This is a genomic window from Streptomyces sp. HUAS MG91, assembly GCF_040529335.1.
GTDB lineage: Bacteria > Actinomycetota > Actinomycetes > Streptomycetales > Streptomycetaceae > Streptomyces > Streptomyces tabacisoli.
This window is the reverse complement of the sequence record NZ_CP159534.1, coordinates 7,368,361-7,386,166: the sequence shown is the minus strand read 5'-3', so window position 1 is coordinate 7,386,166 and position 17,806 is coordinate 7,368,361. Positions and strand designations below refer to the sequence as shown.

At 72.4% G+C, this 17,806-nt stretch carries 19 protein-coding genes and 1 pseudogene; 5 read left to right on the top strand and 15 right to left on the bottom strand.

Features of this window, described 5'->3' with window-relative positions:
- Nucleotides 1-15 precede the first annotated feature (15 nt).
- Nucleotides 16-936, top strand: coding sequence for a transketolase (locus ABII15_RS33335; protein WP_353945999.1), 921 nt, complete (start codon nucleotides 16-18; stop codon nucleotides 934-936).
- Here ABII15_RS33335 and ABII15_RS33330 read toward each other — a convergent pair.
- The 5 genes from ABII15_RS33330 to ABII15_RS33310 form a co-directional block, all read right to left on the bottom strand.
- Nucleotides 933-2,273 carry an MFS transporter gene (locus ABII15_RS33330; RefSeq protein ID WP_353945998.1) on the bottom strand — a complete coding sequence of 447 codons (1,341 nt, stop codon included), beginning with the start codon at nucleotides 2,271-2,273 and terminating at the stop codon, nucleotides 933-935. The genes ABII15_RS33335 and ABII15_RS33330 overlap by 4 nt on opposite strands.
- 105 nt (nucleotides 2,274-2,378) lie before the next feature.
- The gene (locus ABII15_RS33325; RefSeq protein ID WP_353945997.1) at nucleotides 2,379-2,738 is read right to left on the bottom strand and encodes an MmcQ/YjbR family DNA-binding protein; all 360 of its coding nucleotides are present in this window, start codon (nucleotides 2,736-2,738) and stop codon (nucleotides 2,379-2,381) included.
- Between the two features lie 47 nt (nucleotides 2,739-2,785).
- A complete protein-coding gene (locus ABII15_RS33320) occupies nucleotides 2,786-3,742 on the bottom strand; it encodes an alpha/beta fold hydrolase (protein ID WP_353945996.1) in 957 nt (318 codons plus the stop codon).
- A gap of 135 nt (nucleotides 3,743-3,877) precedes the next feature.
- Nucleotides 3,878-4,420 (bottom strand): GNAT family N-acetyltransferase, encoded by a 543-nt coding sequence (locus ABII15_RS33315; protein WP_353945995.1) that lies wholly within the window; start codon nucleotides 4,418-4,420, stop codon nucleotides 3,878-3,880.
- A complete protein-coding gene (locus ABII15_RS33310) occupies nucleotides 4,417-5,019 on the bottom strand; it encodes a helix-turn-helix domain-containing protein (protein ID WP_353945994.1) in 603 nt (200 codons plus the stop codon). The genes ABII15_RS33315 and ABII15_RS33310 overlap by 4 nt, the downstream gene beginning before the upstream one ends.
- A gap of 137 nt (nucleotides 5,020-5,156) precedes the next feature.
- Here ABII15_RS33310 and ABII15_RS33305 point away from each other — a divergent pair, with 137 nt between their 5' ends.
- Complete coding sequence (locus ABII15_RS33305; protein ID WP_353945993.1) at nucleotides 5,157-6,293, top strand: SUKH-4 family immunity protein; 1,137 nt, start codon at nucleotides 5,157-5,159, stop codon at nucleotides 6,291-6,293.
- An 81-nt stretch (nucleotides 6,294-6,374) separates the two neighbouring features.
- Here the strand turns inward: ABII15_RS33305 and ABII15_RS33300 are convergent, their stop codons facing one another.
- From ABII15_RS33300 to ABII15_RS33265, 8 genes are all read right to left on the bottom strand, one after another.
- Nucleotides 6,375-7,277: a LysR family transcriptional regulator gene (locus ABII15_RS33300; RefSeq protein ID WP_353945992.1), complete on the bottom strand. Its 903-nt coding sequence runs from the start codon at nucleotides 7,275-7,277 to the stop codon at nucleotides 6,375-6,377.
- A gap of 21 nt (nucleotides 7,278-7,298) precedes the next feature.
- The gene (locus ABII15_RS33295; RefSeq protein WP_353945991.1) at nucleotides 7,299-8,489 is read right to left on the bottom strand and encodes a glycine C-acetyltransferase; all 1,191 of its coding nucleotides are present in this window, start codon (nucleotides 8,487-8,489) and stop codon (nucleotides 7,299-7,301) included.
- A gap of 66 nt (nucleotides 8,490-8,555) precedes the next feature.
- Nucleotides 8,556-9,584 carry an L-threonine 3-dehydrogenase gene (gene tdh / locus ABII15_RS33290; protein WP_353947282.1) on the bottom strand — a complete coding sequence of 343 codons (1,029 nt, stop codon included), beginning with the start codon at nucleotides 9,582-9,584 and terminating at the stop codon, nucleotides 8,556-8,558.
- 227 nt (nucleotides 9,585-9,811) lie between these two features.
- Nucleotides 9,812-10,366: a GAF domain-containing protein gene (locus ABII15_RS33285; RefSeq protein ID WP_353945990.1), complete on the bottom strand. Its 555-nt coding sequence runs from the start codon at nucleotides 10,364-10,366 to the stop codon at nucleotides 9,812-9,814.
- A complete protein-coding gene (locus ABII15_RS33280; RefSeq protein ID WP_351447086.1) occupies nucleotides 10,363-10,962 on the bottom strand; it encodes an ATP/GTP-binding protein in 600 nt (199 codons plus the stop codon). The genes ABII15_RS33285 and ABII15_RS33280 overlap by 4 nt, the downstream gene beginning before the upstream one ends.
- Complete coding sequence (locus ABII15_RS33275; protein WP_353945989.1) at nucleotides 10,940-11,311, bottom strand: DUF742 domain-containing protein; 372 nt, start codon at nucleotides 11,309-11,311, stop codon at nucleotides 10,940-10,942. The genes ABII15_RS33280 and ABII15_RS33275 overlap by 23 nt, the downstream gene beginning before the upstream one ends.
- A gap of 2 nt (nucleotides 11,312-11,313) precedes the next feature.
- On the bottom strand, nucleotides 11,314-11,748 hold the full coding sequence (locus ABII15_RS33270; protein ID WP_353945988.1) for a roadblock/LC7 domain-containing protein: 435 nt from the start codon (nucleotides 11,746-11,748) through the stop codon (nucleotides 11,314-11,316).
- Nucleotides 11,749-11,987: 239 nt separating this feature from the next.
- Nucleotides 11,988-13,772, bottom strand: a complete 1,785-nt coding sequence (locus tag ABII15_RS33265) for an ATP-binding protein (RefSeq protein WP_353945987.1) — start codon at nucleotides 13,770-13,772, stop codon at nucleotides 11,988-11,990.
- A 247-nt stretch (nucleotides 13,773-14,019) separates the two neighbouring features.
- Between ABII15_RS33265 and ABII15_RS33260 the strand changes: the two genes are divergently transcribed.
- Both ABII15_RS33260 and ABII15_RS33255 read left to right on the top strand, forming a co-directional pair.
- A complete protein-coding gene (locus ABII15_RS33260; protein WP_353945986.1) occupies nucleotides 14,020-14,463 on the top strand; it encodes a VOC family protein in 444 nt (147 codons plus the stop codon).
- 89 nt (nucleotides 14,464-14,552) lie between these two features.
- The gene (locus tag ABII15_RS33255) at nucleotides 14,553-15,302 is read left to right on the top strand and encodes an alpha/beta fold hydrolase (protein WP_353945985.1); all 750 of its coding nucleotides are present in this window, start codon (nucleotides 14,553-14,555) and stop codon (nucleotides 15,300-15,302) included.
- Between the two features lie 36 nt (nucleotides 15,303-15,338).
- On the opposite strand, the pseudogene ABII15_RS33250 reads toward ABII15_RS33255, so the two are convergent.
- Nucleotides 15,339-15,533, bottom strand: a pseudogene (locus ABII15_RS33250) (SMI1/KNR4 family protein); the annotation flags it as partial.
- 222 nt (nucleotides 15,534-15,755) lie between these two features.
- Between ABII15_RS33250 and ABII15_RS33245 the strand changes: the two are divergent.
- Nucleotides 15,756-16,457: a hypothetical protein gene (locus ABII15_RS33245; RefSeq protein ID WP_353945984.1), complete on the top strand. Its 702-nt coding sequence runs from the start codon at nucleotides 15,756-15,758 to the stop codon at nucleotides 16,455-16,457.
- Nucleotides 16,458-16,562: 105 nt separating this feature from the next.
- Here the strand turns inward: ABII15_RS33245 and ABII15_RS33240 are convergent, their stop codons facing one another.
- Nucleotides 16,563-17,723, bottom strand: coding sequence for an MBL fold metallo-hydrolase (locus tag ABII15_RS33240; RefSeq protein WP_353945983.1), 1,161 nt, complete (start codon nucleotides 17,721-17,723; stop codon nucleotides 16,563-16,565).
- Between the last annotated feature and the right edge of the window lie 83 nt (nucleotides 17,724-17,806).

Genomic DNA, 17,806 nt, shown 5'->3' with positions numbered 1-17,806 from the left:
AAAGGACGTCCTGCCGTGGACACCATGCGTGATCGTTTCGCCCCTGTCGTCTCCCGGATCCTCGACGAGGATCCCCGCGTCGCCGTCGTGCTCGCCGAGATCGGCCTCGTGCCGTTCCTCGAGGCCCAGCGGCGTCATCCGGACCGCGTGATCAACGTGGGCATCAGGGAGCAGCTGCTCGTCGGAGCCGGTGCCGGGCTCGCGCTCGCCGGGATGCGGCCCGTCCTGCACACGTTCGCGAGCTTTCTCGTGGAGCGGCCGTTCGAGCAGGTGAAGCTGGACTTCGGGCATCAGGGTCTGGGCGGGGTGCTGGTGAGCGCCGGTGCCTCGTACGACGTGTCGGGCGGGGGCTTCACCCACATGGCGCCGGGGGACGTGGCGCTGCTCGACACGCTGGACGGGTGGAGCGTGCAGGTGCCGGGGCATCCCGACGAGGCCGAGGTGCTGCTGCGGCAGGCGATCGGGGCGGGCGACGAGCGGGTGTACGTACGGCTGTCCGTGCAGGCCAACCGGGAGGCCCTGCCCGTCGACGGGCAGCATCTGCTGACCGTGCGGGAGGGGCGGCGGGGCGTCGTCGTCGCCGTGGGGCCGCTGCTGGACCAGGTGCTCGCCGCCACCGAGGGGCTCGACGTGAGCGTCCTCTACGCGACGACCGTGCGGCCCTTCGACGCGGCCGGGCTGCGGCGGGCCGTGGGAGCGAGTGCCGCCGATGTCGTGCTCGTCGAGCCCTACCTGGCGGGCACCTCCACGGGGGCCGCGAACGACGCGCTCGCCGATGTGCCCCATCGGGTGCTCGGGCTGGGAGTGGGGCGGCGTGAGCTGCGGCGCTACGGGTCGGTGGACGAGCACGTCGCCGCGCACGGGCTCGACGCGGCGTCGCTGCGGGAGCGCATCAGCGGTTTTCTCGACGTGGGCGTCCCGGGGGTTCCGGCCTAGGGCGTGTGTCTGGTCCCGGCCGGCGGCGGGGCCTGTGTCACGGGTCCGGGGAGGTCCGGCAGGGGGGTTCCGGGGGCGGCGGGACGGGATCGTACGGGCGTCGCGTCGGCGCGTACGAGGCCGCGGACGGCCGGGATCAGGAGCAGCACGGCCGCGCAGCCGAGGGTGACCGCGCCGCCCGTCAGCAGGACGTGGTGCGTACCGAAGGCGGCGGCCGCCGGGCCCGCGAGGGCCTGGCCGACGGGCTGCATGGCGAGGGAGCCCGCGACGTCGTAGGCGTGGATGCGGTTGAGGACGTCGCGCGGGACCTGGGTCTGGACGCTGGTCGCCCACATCACGCCCCAGAAGGACATGCCGGCGCCGGCGACCACGCAGCCCGCCATCATCCCGGGGACGCTCAGACCCGCGCCGACCACCGCCGGGAACAGGGCGAAGGAGAACAGCGCGAGGGAGCCGGCCCGCAGCATCCGGCGCGGGCGCAGCCGCAGGGCGACGAGGCCGCCGATGACGGTGCCCGCGCCGAGCGCGGAGTTGACCAGGCCGTACGCGCGCGGGCCGTGTTCCTGCGTGATCTGGGTGGCGACGAGCGGGACGGCCGGGCCGAAGGCGCCGATCATGAGCACGCACCAGACGGCTATCACGCCCCAGAGCCAGGTACGGGAGCGGAACTCCCGCCAGCCCTCGACCAGTTCGGTGCGGAACGTGGTGGCCGTCGGCGCGGGGCTGTCGTCCGGGGGCGCCGGAGGGAGTCTGAGGAGCAGCAGGCACAGGGCGCTCAGGGCGTACGTGCCCGCGTGGGCGGCGAAGACCAGGCCCGGGGAGACGAACGCGACGAGCATGCCCGCGACGGCCGGGCCGGCGAGCTGGGAGCCCGACTCGGCCACGCGTATCGCGCCGTTCGCCGCCTGGACGTCGTCGGCGAGGCGGGGCACGGTGCTGGCGACGCCGGGCTGGAACAGCGCGGACGCCGTGCCGTTGACCGCGCCGATGACGCAGATCTCCCAGAGCACGACATGGCCCGTGAAGAACATGACGGCGGCCAGGGACTGCGTGACCAGGCGGGTGGCGTCGGCGCCGATCATGAGGAGGCGGGTGTCGAAGCGGTCCGCGATCACCCCGCCGAAGATGACGAGCCCGGCGAAGCAGGCGACGGACGCCGCCATCGCGAGGCCGACGGCGCCCGCTCCGTACCCGTACTGGAGCAGTCCGGCGGCGAGCGCCACGGGCAGCATGGTGTCGCCCAGTTTGGCGACGGCCCGTGCGGTGAAGAAAAGTCCGAAGTCCCGTGACCAGATGCCGCGGCCGCCGCTGCGGCCCCGCGCTGTTGTGCCCCTCATTCCCGCCCCGGCTCCTCCCGCCCGTGCGGCGTCCGCCCCGGCGCCGCGTGATCCTCCCCGACGGGCGGATGATGTCACGCGCTCCCCCGCCCGCCCCAGCCGATTTCAGTCCGCGGTGACCACGCCCAATTCGGGGTGCGACTCGGCGAGTCGGGTCGGTGCGGCCTGGCGCCAGGAGTCGGCGAGGATGTCGCGCAGCTCGTCGGTGTCGTCGAGCGCGGCCAGCCGGACGCGCACCCACGCGAAGGACGCCTCGTGGTCGGCGATCCAGAACTTGTCCGGCTCGGCCCGCACCAGCTCGTCGCGCTCCACCTTGGGGCAGCGCACGGCGATCGAGGTCTCCTCCTCGGGCAGCGTGGCGAACATCTTGCCCGCCACCCGGAACGTGGGCATGCTCCAGGCGATCTTCTCCGTCGTGTCCGGCAGGGACAGGGCGATGGTGCGTACGTCGTCGGCGTCCGGCATGGAAGGAACCGTAGCCAAGCCCACTGACAACGGCCCGCCGAGGCCGGTCAGGGCACGCGTTTGTCCAGCCAGACGGTCAGGTCCTCCTGGACCTCGTCGCGGTTGGTCTCGTTGAGGATCTCGTGGCGGGCGCCTTCGTAGCCCTTCCAGCTCAGGTCCTCCACACCCACGTAACGGAGATCTTCGAGGAGTTCGTGGACGAGGGTCATGCGCTGGTTGCAGGGGTCCTCGGTGCCGACGGCGATGTGGATCGGCAGGTCGGCGGGGATACGGGCGAGGTTCGCGGGGTCGTTGATGCGGCGCACCGCGCGCACGAAGTCCAGGGACAGGCCGGTCGAGAACGGGAAGCCGCAGCGTTCGTCGGCCACGTACTTGTCGACCTCGGCCTCGTCCCGCGAGAGCCACTCGAAACCGGTGCGGTGCTCATAGGGGTCGTTGAAGGCGGTGAAGAGGTCGGGGACGTAGGAGGACGGGGCGGCTCGGCCGTCGCGCGCGATCTGGCTCTCCAGGTCCGCGATCGAGCCCTCGTTGTCAGCGCCGGGCAGGGAGCGGAAGGTCCCGGTGAGGATCAGGCCCACCAGGTCGTCCGCGTACCGCTGGGCGTAGTCCCGCGCGAGCAGCGAGCCGAGGCTGTGGCCGAGGAGGACGAACGGGACGTCCGGGTGCAGGGCCCTGGCCTGGTCGCCGATGGCCTTCAGGTCCTCGATGATCGACACCCAGGCGTCGACGGTGCCGGGCTCGCCGTCGTCGGTGACGCCGTAGCCGCCGGTGGTCGCGGCGGTGGCGCCGTGGCCGCGGTGGTCGGAGGCGATGACGCCGTAGCCGTGGGCGGTGAGGTGGCGGGCGAACCGGTCGTAGCGCTGACCGTGTTCGGCGGCGCCGTGCGCGATCTGCACGAAGGCGCGCGGCCTGCCGCCCGCGGGCAGCCAGGTGTACGTGGCCACGGCCGCGCCGTCGCCGGTACTGAGCGCGCTGGTGGTGTACGTCGGTTCGGCGGCAGACATGGGCGGCTCCTTCTCGGCGGTCCGGCGGACCCGGTGCGCGGTCGGCGTGTGCTGGCCTGCACCTCCCCTGTCCCGGAGTCCCCCATTCATGCCGCTACCCGAACAGAGGCACGAGACGCAGGCGCCGGACCCCTGTCAGGCCGCGGTTCCGGTCCGCCTTTCCGGGTGCTTGTAGTAGAGCGTCGTGGGCCGCAGCACCCCGGCGGGATCGGTCGCGTAGTCCGGGATCGTGCCGACCCGCTGCCAGCCGGCGGCGCGGTAGAAGCCTTCGGCGGGGCTGTCGGTCTCGGTGTCGAGGACGAGCAGGGTGATGCCGCGGTCGGCGGCGGCGCGCTCGGCGGTGGTGAGCAGGACGCGGCCGAGGCCCCGGCCGCGGGCGGCGCTGTGCACCATGAGTTTGCGCACCTCGGCGCGGTGCCGGCCGTTGGGCATGGCGCTGAAGCCGAGGGTGACGGTGCCGAGGCAGCGTCCGTCGGTGTCGCGTACGGCCCAGACGGCGATGTCACCGCGGGTGGCGGCGGGGATGAGGTCGCGCCACCAGGCGATCGCCTCGTCCCTGGTGAGTCCGTCGAGGAATCCGAGGGAGCCGCCGCCCGCGACGACGTCCAGCAGGAGCTCGCCCAGGGGCGTCGTCCAGGAGGGGAAGTCGGCGGGGGTCAGCAGGACCGGGGTCGTCATGGGAGCACCACCACAAGCGCGTAACGGACGGGGTCGGGGCCGGGGCAGTGGAAGTGCGTGGGGCCCCACAGCCGGAAGCGGAGGCAGTCGCCCGCGGCGAGGCGGTGGGTGACGCCCTGCACCGTGAGGTCGAGGAGGCCGTCGAGGACCCAGATGTGCTGTTCGAGGCCGGGCACGGGCGGGCGGTCGTAGGCGATGTCGCCGTACGGCTCCAGGGTGCCCTCGACGATCTCGGCGCGCAGTCCGGTGAGCGGCGGGGAGACCGAGCGGCGCAGGAAGCCGCTGGCGTCGTCGCGCCAGACGGGCTGGTCGGCGGCGCGCACCACCTGGGCCGGCGCGGACTCGACCTCGCTCAGGAGCTGCGACATGGTCCGCCCGTACACGGCGCACAGCCGGTTGAGGAGGGCCGCGGTCGGGCTGATCTCGGCCCGCTCGGCGCGGGACAGGGTGGACCGGCTGACTCCGCTGCGGTCCGCCAGCTCGCCGAGGGACCAGCCGTGTTCGGCCCGCAGCTCGGACAGGCGGGCGCCGAGTCTGGTGTCGACGGGGTCGGCCTCCGCATCGGTGCCGCTCCGGGGCGGCTCACTCTCGCGTCTCATATTCGGCACGGTATCCCACATATGAAACGAGCAGGTTACGCGGGTCGTGTGCGGTGGTCACGTGGAGTCGGCGGAATTGTCAGAGGCCGCCACTACGGTGGACGCCGTTCACGGTCCACGACGGGGTGAGGGTCTTCATGGGGCAGGGATCGGCGCTGGTGGCGTTATGCGCGGCGGGGGCTGTCGTGCGGCGGGCGGTGGAGTTCGTCCCGGACAAGTTCGATCCCGCGGGACTCGATCCGTACATCGCGGGGCTCGATGTGGTCGGGCAGTTCCTGCCCCTGGAGCAGGAGGTGGTCAGAGACCCCGGCTCGGACCGGGTGTACCTCCTCGACATGTACGACCCGCGCCATGCGGAGGTGCATCCGCTGGCCCCCTCGATGGAGTCGCTGCGCCGTCTGGTGGGCACGGTCGCGGACTTCGACGGACGGTGCGGGCGGTTCGCCGACCTGGCCGGGCGCGCGGGGCCCGAGGTGGTGCGGGAGGCGCGCGAGCGGCTGGTCTCGGGCTTGCGCGAGGAGGCCTGGGGCGCGCAGGACTGGGGTGCCGGGAGCGGGCCGGAGCGGTGGCCGCTGGGGCTGCCGAACCTGTGGCGGATCGTGGCGGTCGTCAAGCCGCTGGCGCTGATCGCGGCGCCGGGGCGCGGGCTGCTGCTGGATCTGCCCGCGCGGGCGCTGGACGACGTGTTCGGGCCGGACGGCGTGCGGCGCTTCACGCCGGACGAGTTGCCGTCCGCGCTCGTGCACGAGCCGACGCGGCGGTTCCTCGTCGAGGTCGGGCTGCCGAAAGAGGCGCCGTCGTTCTCCGCCGCCGGGTCGCCGGACGCCCCGCTGCGCACTCTGGCCGAGGATCACGCGGAGTCCGCCCGCGATCCGGAACTGCGGCACCTGTACGAGGACGTCGCCGACCGCCCGCCCGTGGCCGACGCCGACCAGTGGCTGTACCTGGGCAGCACCCCGCAGGACGTGGACGTGGTGCTCGACGGCCGCACCGGCGCCGTCCACCACGCGCCGTGCACCTACGACCGGCTGACGCCGATGAACGCCGACATCTCCACGCTGGCCCTCGCGCTGTGGATGCACGGGGTGGAGAGAGACGTCGTGGAGCGCTACGACCTCAAGGGCCGCGCCGACGACTTCTACGTCCATCTCGCCGAGATCATGCTGACGACCCTGGCGGCGTGCGATCCGGAGGCCTGCCGGGAGTCGGACGACCTGGACGAGTACGTGTACTGGCCGGAGGTCTTCCATGACACGGCGGGCGGGGCACTGTAGGGCACGCCGCGTGTCGACGCCGTCCGGCCAGAAGGTGCGGCTCCGCGGAGCCGGGTGCAGGCGTTCCCTGCGGGCGTGTGCTCAGGCCGCCGCGGCCTCCCCCAGTGCGTCGAGCACCGGGCGGATCAGCGGATGGGTCTCGGCGCCGTGCCGGACCGCGGCGAAGACCTTGCGGGTCGGCACCACGCCGTCGATGGGCCGGACGACGACCTCGGCGAGATCCATGCCGCGCAGCGCGGAGCGCGGCACCAGCGCGACACCGCCGCCCGCGGAGGCGAGCGAGACGACCGCCCGGAAGTCGTCGGACAGATGCTCGAACTGCGGGGAGAATCCGGCGTGCTCGCAGGCGAGGACCACGACGTCGTGGCAGGGGTTCCCGGGGTACGGGCCGATCCAGGTGTCCTTGGCCAGGTCCGCGACCGGCACCCACTCGGCGTCCGCGAGCCGGTGCGCGACGGGCAGCACGGCGTCGAACGGCTCGGCGTACAGCGGCACGCGCGTGATCCGGTCGTCGTCGGCGCCGGGCGCGCCCCGGTACTCGACGGCGACGGCGACATCGATCCGGCGGTCGAGCAGCATCGGCAGGCTGGCGTCGCCCTCGGCGTCCTGGACGCGGACGCGGATGCCGGGTGCGGTCCTGGCCAGATGGGCCAGCGCGGGGCCCACGACCAGGCCGATCCCGGTCGCGAAGGAGGCGACGGTGACCGTGCCCGCCGCGCCCGTGCTGTACGCGGCCAGCTCCGCCTCGGCCGTCTCCAGCTGGGCCAGGACGGCGTTGGTGTGCTTCAGCAGGATCTCGCCGGCCGGGGTGAGCCGTACGCCGCGGGCACCGCGCTCGACGAGTTTGTGGCCGGTCTCCTGCTCCAGGGCCGTGAGCTGTTGGGAGACCGCGGAGGGCGTCAGATAGAGCGCGGCGGCAGCCGCCGTGACGGTGCGGTGGTCGGCCACCGCACGGAGGATGTGCAGCCGCCGCGCTTCGATCATGCCTTTATTGTCCCAAACCGGTCAGGCGAGCTGCGCACGGGCGTCGACGAAGGCGTCCACGGCGCGGTTCACGTCCTCGGTGGAGTGCGCGGCGGACAGCTGCACGCGGATGCGGGCCCGGTCCTGCGGGACCACCGGGTAGGAGAAGCCGATCACGTACACGCCGCGTTCGAGCAGCAGCTCGGCCATGCGGCCCGCGACGGCGGCGTCACCGATCATCACCGGGGCGATGGCGTGGTCGCCGGGGAGGATGTCGAAGCCCTCCTCCGTCATCCGCGTACGGAACAGCTTGGTGTTGGCGGCCAGCCGCTCGCGCAGGTCGTCGGCGGACTCCAGGAGGTCGAGGACCTTCAGGGAGGCCGCGGCGATGACCGGGGCGAGGCTGTTGGAGAACAGGTACGGGCGCGAGCGCTGGCGCAGCAGGGCGACGATCTCGGCACGGGCCGCGACGTAGCCGCCGGAGGCGCCGCCGAGCGCCTTGCCGAGGGTGCCGGTGATGATGTCGACGCGGTCCATGACACCGTGCAGCTCGGGCGTGCCGCGGCCGCCGGGGCCGACGAAGCCGACCGCGTGGGAGTCGTCGACCATGACCATGGCGTCGTAGCGCTCGGCGAGGTCGCAGATGTCGACGAGCGGGGCGACATAGCCGTCCATGGAGAAGACGCCGTCGGTGACGATGAGCTTGCGGCGGCTGCCGGAGGCCGCCTTGAGCTGGGCCTCGAGGTCGGCCATGTCGCGGTTGGCGTAGCGGAAGCGCTTGGCCTTGGACAGCCGGATGCCGTCGATGATCGAGGCGTGGTTGAGGGCGTCGGAGATCACCGCGTCCTCGGGGCCGAGCAGGGTCTCGAAGACGCCGCCGTTGGCGTCGAAGCAGGAGGAGTAGAGGATCGTGTCCTCCTGGCCGAGGAAGGCGGACAGGCGCGCCTCCAGCTCCTTGTGCACCTCCTGGGTGCCGCAGATGAAGCGGACGGACGCCATGCCGTAGCCCCAGCGGTCGAGGGCCGCGTGACCGGCGGCGATGACCTCGGGGTGGTCGGCGAGGCCGAGGTAGTTGTTGGCGCAGAAGTTCAGCACCTCACCGGGGCGGCCGCCCGAGGTCACGCCGACGGTGGCGGACTGGGGGGTGCCGATGACCCGCTCGGGCTTGTGCAGGCCCGCGGCGACGATCTCGTCGAGGGTGGCCTGGAGGTCTTCGCGTACGTTGTCGAACATGCCGTGGGTCCTTGTCAGCGAGGGGAGTTCAGGGACGGGTCCAGCGCCCGGCGAGTGAGCCGAAGATCAAACGGTCCAGTCCAGGATGACCTTGCCGCCCCGGCCGCTCGCCGCGTCGTCGAAGGCCGCCTCGAAGTCCGTGTGGGCGTAGCGGCCGGTGATCACGGGGGCGAGGTCGAGGCCGCCCTCCAGGAGGACCGACATCGCGTACCAGGTCTCGAACATCTCGCGGCCGTAGATGCCCTTGACGGTGATCATCGAGGTGACGATCCGGGCCCAGTCGACGGCGAACTCCTGCGACGGCAGGCCGAGCATGGCGATCTTGCCGCCGTGGGTCATGTTGGCGAGCATGTCGCGCATCGCGGTCGGGTTGCCGGACATCTCCAGGCCGATGTCGAAGCCCTCGCGCAGGCCGAGTTCGCGCTGGCCGTCGGCGATGGTGGAGTTGGCGACGTTCAGGGCGAGGCTGACGCCGACCTTGCGGGCGAGGTCCAGGCGCTCCTCGCTGACGTCGGTGATGACGACGTTGCGGGCACCGGCGTGCCGGGCGACCGCCGCGGCCATGAGCCCGATGGGCCCGGCGCCGGTGATCAGGACGTCCTCGCCGACCAGCGGGAAGGACAGGGCGGTGTGCACGGCGTTGCCGAACGGGTCGAAGATCGCCGCCACGTCCAGGTCCACGGGGACCCGGTGCACCCAGACGTTGGAGGCGGGCAGTGCCACGTACTCGGCGAACGCGCCGTCGCGGCCCACGCCCAGGCCGACCGTGGCGCGGCACAGGTGGCGGCGTCCGGCGAGGCAGTTGCGGCACTTGCCGCAGACGAGGTGGCCCTCGCCGCTGACGGTGTCGCCGATCGCGATGTCGGAGACGTCACGGCCGGTCCCGACGACCTCGCCGACGAACTCGTGGCCGACGACGAGCGGGGCGCTGATGGTCGACTGCGCCCAGCCGTCCCAGGCGCGGATGTGCAGATCGGTGCCGCAGATCCCGGTGCGCAGCACCTTGATCAGTACGTCGCCGTGGCCGATGGACGGTTCGGGCACGTCCGTCAGCCACAGTCCCGGTTCGGCTTTCTCCTTGACCAGCGCCTTCAACGGCTCGGCTCCTGTCGTCGCGCACGCGGGCAGCACGCGGCCACCCGCGTAGCAAGCAGAGGGGGGTGGCGGCCGTCCTCCGCCGCCGCCCCCGACTCTTCCCTACCAGGGCTCTCCGGGTCCATCGAGGTTTTCTTAAGCGCCGCCGCAGCTTTCCTACAGGCCCCGCGAGGCCCGCGCCCCGGGCGGGCCGACTCGGGTGCGCGCGGGAGGATTTCTCCGTGCTTTCACCCGGCCGGGTGACCGCGTTCGCGGACGATGTCCATCAGTTCACCGGCCATCTCCTTGATGGTCGCGAGTCCCGAACGGCCCCAGAGGCGCGGCTCGGTGTCGACGACGCACACGGTGCCGAGCGCGAGCCCCGTACGGTCGTCGAGCAGCGGAGCGCCGAGGTAGGAGCGGATACCGATCTCGTCGACCACCGGATTGCCCGCGAACCGCGGGTAGTCGCGCACGTCGTCGAGGACGAGCGCCTTGCGCCGCGCCACGACGTGCGGGCAGTAACCGTGCTCGCGCGCCAGGGAACGGCTCGCCGCGATCGGCCGGCCGCCGCGCCTGCCGCCGGCCGGGGTGTGCAGGCCGGCGAAGAACTGCCGTTTCTCGTCGGGGAAGTTGACCATCGCGTAGGGCGCACCGGTGACCTCGGCGAGCCGGTCCGCGAACAGGTCGAAGTCGGCCTCGGGCCGCCGGCCCAGATCGAGCCGGAGCAGCTGCCGGGCCCGCTCGGGTCCCTCCTTGTCGGCGGGCGTCAGCAGCAGACGACCGGTCGCGTCGTACGTCATGTGTGGGCTCCGTAGCCGGTGGCCGCCGGCGCCGCGTGGGCCAGCAGATGCCGGACGAGGGTGAGCAGGGTCTGGATGCCTGAGCTGGAGATGCGCGCGTCGCAGCGCACCACGGGCACCCGGGGATCCAGGTCGATGGCGGCGCGCACCTCCTCGGGTTCGTAGCGGTAGGCGCCGTCGAACTCGTTGACCGCCACGATGAATCCCATGCCGCGCTCCTCGAAGAAGTCGACGGCGGCGAAGCAGTCCTCCAGCCTGCGGGTGTCGGCGAGGATCACCGCGCCCAGCGCGCCTTCGGACAGCTCGTCCCACATGAACCAGAAGCGTTCCTGGCCGGGCGTGCCGAAGAGGTAGAGCACGTGTTCGGGGTCCAGGGTGATCCGGCCGAAGTCCATCGCGACCGTCGTCTCGACCTTGTTCTCGATGCCGTCGAGATGGTCGGTGTCGGCGCTGACCGTCGTGAGCAGCTCTTCCGTGCTGAGCGGAGCGATCTCGCTGACCGCTCCGACGAAGGTCGTCTTGCCGACCCCGAATCCGCCCGCGACCAGGATCTTCAGTGCGGTGGGGAACAGGTCAGAGCTGTCGTCGTAGTCCATCGAGCACTGCCTCCAGTAGGGACCGGTCAGTGGGGTTTTCGTGGAACGTGGGGGGCTTGGCGGTGACCGCCCCGCAGTCGACGAGGTCGGACAGGATCACCTTGGTCACGACTGCGGGGAGCTTCAGATGTCCGGCGATCTCCGCGACCGATGTGGGCCGGGCACACAGTTCGAGCGCCTGACCGTGCTCGGGCCCCAGATAGCCGAGGGGGGTCGTCCCGGTGGCCATGACGAGGGTGAGCAGATCGAGCGATGTGCTTGGCCGGGTCCGCCCGTTGCTGACGGTGTAGGGGCGTACGAGGCGGCCTGCCGCACCGTCGAGCCACGGCCCGTCCTGCGGGGCCGCCACCCTCAATTCCTCATCGCCGTGGGCTCGGCCGGGGTCTGCCGGGGTGCTGTCACCAGGTAGGGCCGCACGCTCTTGACGAGCATGGCCATCTCGTAGCCGAGGACGGCGGCGTCGGCCTCCCGTCCGGCGAGGACGGCGAGACAGGTGCCGGATCCCGCGGTCGACACGAACAGCAGCGCGGAGTCCAGCTCGACGACGACCTGTCGTACGTCGCCGCCGTCGCCGAACCTGACGCCGGCGCTGCGGCCCAGCGAGTAGAGGCCGGAGGCGAGTGCGGCCATGTGGTCGGCGCTGTCGGTGTCCAGCCCGTGCACGGACTTGACGAGGCCGTCGGAGGAGAGGAGCACGGCGCTGTTGGTGTGGGGTACGCGCTGGACGAGGCCGCTCATCAGCCAGTCGAGATCGGACACATGACCCGTCGGCACATCGCTCGCCATGAGGGATCGACTCCTTGGTGGACTGCTCGGTGTGGTGCTGGTGGTCGGGGACACGGGAGAGGCGGGGGAAGGGGTGGTGGGGGGAGAGGGAGGAGAGGAGGTGAGGGGGGAGGGAGGAGAGGCGGGAGAGGCGGGAGAGGCGGGAGAGGGTGAGGGAGGGGCGGGGCAGGAGGTAGCAGGGGTGAGGGGCGGGGGTCCGGCGGGTATCTCCTCGCGGCGTACGCGCGCGTGGCGGGGCGTCATGCGCTGCTCCCGTCCTCGTCCCGCGGGTCGCGGTACGGCACCTCGCGCGGATCGGCCGCCTCGGCGAGGGTGATGCCGCGCTGGAACGCCGCCATGAGCCCGGGGTCGTGCCCGGCGGGCGGATCGTCGTCCTGGCGCGGTGCGGGGCCACCGCGCAGTTGCGGGGCGAGGTGTTCCTGGGCCCGGCGCCGGGGCAGTTGGGGCCGGTCGATGGTGCCGCGCACGGAGCCGGTCAGGGGTGGGGGCGTGGCCTCCGCGCTCTGGGCGGCGGTCTCGCGGTCCTCGGGCCGGATGCCGGGCACGGCGTCGGCCGGGGTGGGGCGGGTGCTGCCGGCGACGCGCTGGGGCAGGGGCCTGGGGAGACCGGGAGGGACGGGAGGTGTCTCCGGCTGCGCCCGGCGCGGGGCCGCGACGGACGGCTGCGGCGCGGCGGGCGGGGTCTGTCGTACGGGGGTCGGTGCCTGCCGTGCGGGCGGCGGGGGTGCGACAGCGGCGGCGGCCTGCGGGCCCAGCACGCTGTCGACGGTCGCCGCGGCGGTGGCCTTGCGCACCCGGGGCGCGCGCTCGCCGTCCTCGGAGCCGAGCAGGTCCTGCGGCAGGACGAGGACGGCCTGGACTCCCCCGTAGATGTTGGTCTGCAGCCGGACGGTGATGCCGTGCCGCCGCGCGAGCTGGGACACGACGAACAGGCCGATCCGGCCGTCCTGGAGGAGGCTGGCGACGTTGACCTGGTCGGGGTCGGTGAGCAGGGCGTTCATCTTGTTCTGCTCGGTGACCGGCATGCCGAGGCCGCGGTCCTCGACCTCGACGGCGAGCCCGGAGGTCACGAGGTTGGCGCGGAGCAGGACCTGGGTGTGCGGGGCGGAGAACACCGTGGCGTTCTCGACGAGTTCGGCGAGCAGGTGGATGCAGTCGGCGACGGCGTGCCCGCGCAGCGTCCCGTCGATCGGCGGGACGAGTTTGACCCGGGAGTACTGCTCGACCTCGGCGATGGCGGAGCGCATCACCTCGGTCATGGACACCGGGTGGCTCCACTGGCGCCGTGAGACGGCGCCGCCGAGGACGGCGAGGTTCTCGGCGTGCCTGCGGATGCGTGTCGCGAGGTGGTCCACGTGGAACAGGCCCTTGAGCAGGTCCGGGTCCTCGACGTCGTTCTCCAGCTCGTCGAGGATCGAGATCTCGCGGTGCACCAGGGATTGCAGTCGCCGTGCCAGGTTGACGAAGACCTCGACCTTCTGCTGGCTGCCCGCCTGGCTGGAGAGCTGGGTGGCCTGCACGACGGCGGTGACCGCGACGTCCTGGGCGCGGGCCAGGTCGGCGGAGAGCTTGTCGAAGTCGTCGGCGCCCGGCGGCGGGGCCTTGGGGGCGCGGCGCGGCGGCGGCTCCTCCCCCTTGCGCAGCAGCTCGACCAGGCCGCGCAGTTCGGCCTGGCCGCGGGCGCTGGCGCGGCGCAGCCCGACGACCCGTTCGTGGACGGCGGAGGCCGTGCGGTCGGCGGCCACCGCGGCGATCAGGATGGCCGCCGACGTGACGACGCAGGCTCCGGTGAGCACCGCCCACAGCTCGGTGCTGGGGCGTACGCCGGTGGACCGTACGAGGAAGATGACGGCGGCGCAGGCGCCGAGCGCCACCGCGAGCGAGGGCAGTACGGCGATGCGCAGGAGTTGTGGCCGTATGTGGGTCTCCGCCGGTCGCGGCGCGGCGGCCCGCCCGGCCGGCTTGCCGTGCCGACCGCCTTCACGGCGGTCTGCGCGTGCGGCCGGCTGGCGAAGCTGAGACATGCGGCGTCCTCGGGCTCTCAGGTGTGGGGGTCTCGGGTCCGGGCTGATGAGGGCACGTGGCGACGACCGGGCGTCGCTCGGCGGCCACTCACGGTAGTCGGCAACGTCGTAAGTGCGGTGGGCAGTTGCCAAACTCGGACGGTCGAGGTCCCGCTCTGGTATGAGTCCTCGCACTGCAGAGCGATATCGGGCGGGGTTGCGGTGCGGCGGTCCGGATTGTCAGCGGGCGCGCGTACGGTCGGCTCCCATGACCACCCACTTCGACCTCACGCTCGACTGCGCGGACGCGACCGTGCTCGCCGACTTCTGGAAGACCGTGCTCGGTTACGTGGACGAGCCCCCGCCCGCGCCGTTCGCGACGCGCGAGGAGTGGCTCGCTTCCTTCGGGCCGCCCGAGGACGAGGAGGAGGACGACGGCGCGTGGCTGTGCGATCCGGACGGGGTCGGGCCACGGCTGTCGATCCTGAAGGTGCGCGAGCCGAAGACGGCGAAGAACCGGCTGCACATCGACGTACGGGTACCGGGGCACGGTTCACCGGAGCAGCGCTGGGACCGCATCGTGGCGGAGGCGGAGCGGCTGGTGCGGGCCGGCGGCACGATCGTGGCGGCTTTCGACGGCCATCACGTCGTGATGACGGACCCGGAGGGGAACGAGTTCTGCGTGGCGGCGAGTGCGCGGCCTGCGGGGTGAGAACCCGTCAGCCGTGCGGACACCGGGACCGGCCTGGGGTTTCTATCGGCACCGGGGCTAGCCTGGGGCTTCGACAGGAGAGGAAGAACTTGTTCACCGAAACCTGGTTGATCCCCACTCCCGACGGCACGGCCGACGCCTTCGCCGCCTTCCCCGACCGCGATTCTCGGCACCCCGCGGTGCTGCTGTACATGGACGCCTTCGGTCCGCGCCCCGAGCTGGAGCGCAAGGCCCGCGAGCTGGCGTCCCACGGCTACTACGTGCTCGTGCCGAACGTCTTCTACCGGAGCGGCCCCGCCCCGGTGGTCGACCTCCCCGAGCACATCGACGAGGCCTCCCGGCCCGTGCTGTTCGAGACGTTGTGGCCGCTGATCGAGGCGCACACCGCCGAGCGCGCTCTGCGGGACGCCGACGCCTACCTCGCGTTCCTCGCCGAGCGGGCCGAGGTGGCCGACGGTCCCGTCGCCGCGGTCGGGTACTGCATGGGCGCCGCTCTGGCCCTGCGCACCGCCGCGGCCCACCCCGACCGGGTGGCGGCCGTCGCCGGGTTCCATCCCGCGGCGCTGGTCACGGAGGCGCCGGACAGCCCGCACCGCCGGTTCTCCGAGATCGCCGGGGAGATCCATCTCGGCCTGGCCGAGGGCGACATGACTCCCGAGTCCCTGGACGCCCTGGAACAGGCGCTGACCACGGCGGGCGGCACCGCGTCGGCGGAGATCTACCCGGACACCATCCACGGCTTCACCATGTCGGACACCTCGGCGTTCGACGCGAAGGGCCTGGAGCGGCATTGGGAACGGCTGCTGCCGCTCCTCGAACGGGCTCTGGGCAAGGGCTGAGGAATACCCGTCGGCACCGCTCGCGGACCGAGGGGCCTACGTCAGCGCCGGGATCTCGGCCTTCTCCAGCCAGGCGGTGTACCAGCGGGCGAACGTCAACGGACCGCCGTCGTCGTCGAGGAGAGGGGCGAGATCGACGTCGTCCACCCGGTATTCGGACCAGATCGTGCCACGGTGGCGTCCGCCGACGATCAGCCATTCTCTCCGTGCGCAACCCTGGTGGGAGATCACGCGGACCGTATGTGCCGCCGCCCACATCAGGAAAACGGCCAACGCGTCCGGCGCTCGATGCCCCTACGATCCTCTGCCATGGGGGAATCAAACACCGGGCCCGCTGCGGGAGTTGTCCTGGCCGACGGCCGTACTCGGGTATGGGTGGAGCCGGGTGCACTGCACTGGAGACGGGGGCGAACGACCGTCGTCGTGCCCGGGACGCGGATACGCCGGGTCGAAGTGGCCGACACGGCACTGTCCGTCCTGCTCTTCGACGACGACCGGGGCGACACGGCCCTGACGGTCCGGCACCGCAACAGGGACACGGTCGCCGCGCTCGGCGCGGAGATCGAGGCGGTCATGGGTGACGCGGACGCGTCGGGGAACCGGCCACCGCTGCAACGGCATTCGACGCGGGCGTGGCCCCTGCGCGCACTCGCCGGTCTCCGCGACCGGGTGCTGCGCGGCAGCCCGTGGTGGCGGCGTGCGCTCTGTTACGTGGTCCTGGGGCTCCCCCTGGTCGTGTGGCTGCCGCCTGATCCCTTCCTGGGACTTCTGGCCTGGCTGCTGCTTCCCGCGGGAATCGCGCTGCTGCGCATGTGGGTGGGCATGGCCGACCTGGACACGCGATGGGTGATGTGGCGGCGGGGTGTCACCGTGCGCGCGACCTACGAGGAAGACCCCTTCATGGAGGCCACCAACAGCTGCGTCGCCCATTTCCGCACCCTCGACGGCCAGGAGATCACCGCGCACCCGGCGCTGCGAGGATGCCGCGACGAGATCAGGTACGACCCCCAGGATCCTTCTCGCGTGCTCGCTCCCACCCGGGCGGCCTGGCTGGGAATCGCCCTGGCCGCCTTCTGCGTGAGCGGGTTCTGGGGCGTCGTCCTCAGTCTCCCGGCGATCCTCTGGCTTCTCGACCTGCTGACCCGTCCGTTCTAGGGCCTGTCCGGCGGATCTTGTCGCGGGCGCGGGGTCTGGCACGCCGACCTGATCCGCCGGACAGGCCCTAGGAATCGTCCGCTGTCGGTGCCTCCGCGCCGGCGGCTACCCCGCCACCACCACTTCCGCCTCCCCCGCGTCCGCCACCGGCCAGCCTCCCGCGGGCACCGCGGCGGCCTGTCGCCACCACCGGTCGGCGGGCAGGTGCTCGGCCGACGGTTCGAAGGGCTCGCCCGGGCGCGGGAGGGCGAGCCGGGCGGCGGCGCGGCGGGCCGCGTCGACGGAGTGCTCGCCCGGCTCGGTCCACGGGTGCGGCGCCAGGTTGAACGTCCCCCAGTGGATCGGCAGCATCGGCCCGGACACCGGGCCGCCCTGGAGGTCGAGGTGGGCGCGCAGGCCCTCCTCGGGCGTCATGTGGATGTCCGGCCAGTACTCGGAGTACGCCCCGAGCTGGATCATGGTGACGTCGAACGGGCCGTGCTCCGCGCCGATCTCCTTGAAGCCCTGGAAGTAGCCGGTGTCACCGCTGTGGAAGACGCGATGGTCCGGCCCGGTGACCACCCACGACGCCCACAGCGTGTGCTGTGCGTTGCGCAGGCCGCGACCGCAGAAGTGGCGGGCCGGGGTCGCCGTGAGCGTCACCCCGGCGACCTGGGTCTCCTCGTGCCAGTCCAGCTCGCGCAGCCGGTCGGCCGGCACGCCCCAGTGCTCCAGGTGGGCGCCGACGCCGAGCGGCACCGCGAAGACGGTGTCGGTGTCGGCCAGCGCCTTGATCGTGGGCATGTCCAGGTGGTCGTAGTGGTCGTGCGAGATCACCACCACGTCGACCGGGCCGAGCGCGGCGAGCGGCAGCGGCGCGGGGTGCAGCCGCTTGGGGCCCGCGAAGGCGAACGGGGAGCAGCGGTCGCCCCAGACCGGGTCGAAGAGCACCCGCGCCCCGTCGATCTCCGCCAGCACGCTGGAGTGGCCCATCCACGTGATGCGCAGACCGCTCGCCGACGGCTTCGACAGGTCGGCGAGGGTCGTGGGGTGCACGGGCACGGTCCCGGCGGGGGCGCGCAGGACGCGCTCCTCCTTGCGGAAGTAGACCTTCGCGAACTCGATCATGGAGCCGTCGGGGCGGGTGCGGGCGCCCTCCGGGTTCTGGAAGGAGCCGTCCGCGAAGTTCGGCGACTTTCTGATGCGCTCCAGGCGCGCACCGGTGGGCTCGGCGCCGAAAGCGGCCGGTTGCAGCGAGCGCAGCCCGGAACTCAGAGAACGTGACACGGCGCCTCCCGTTGATCGATCAGGGTTTCCATTATGTGCGGCCCCACGGACAACGCACGGCGCCCCCGGTTCGTCCCCGTCTC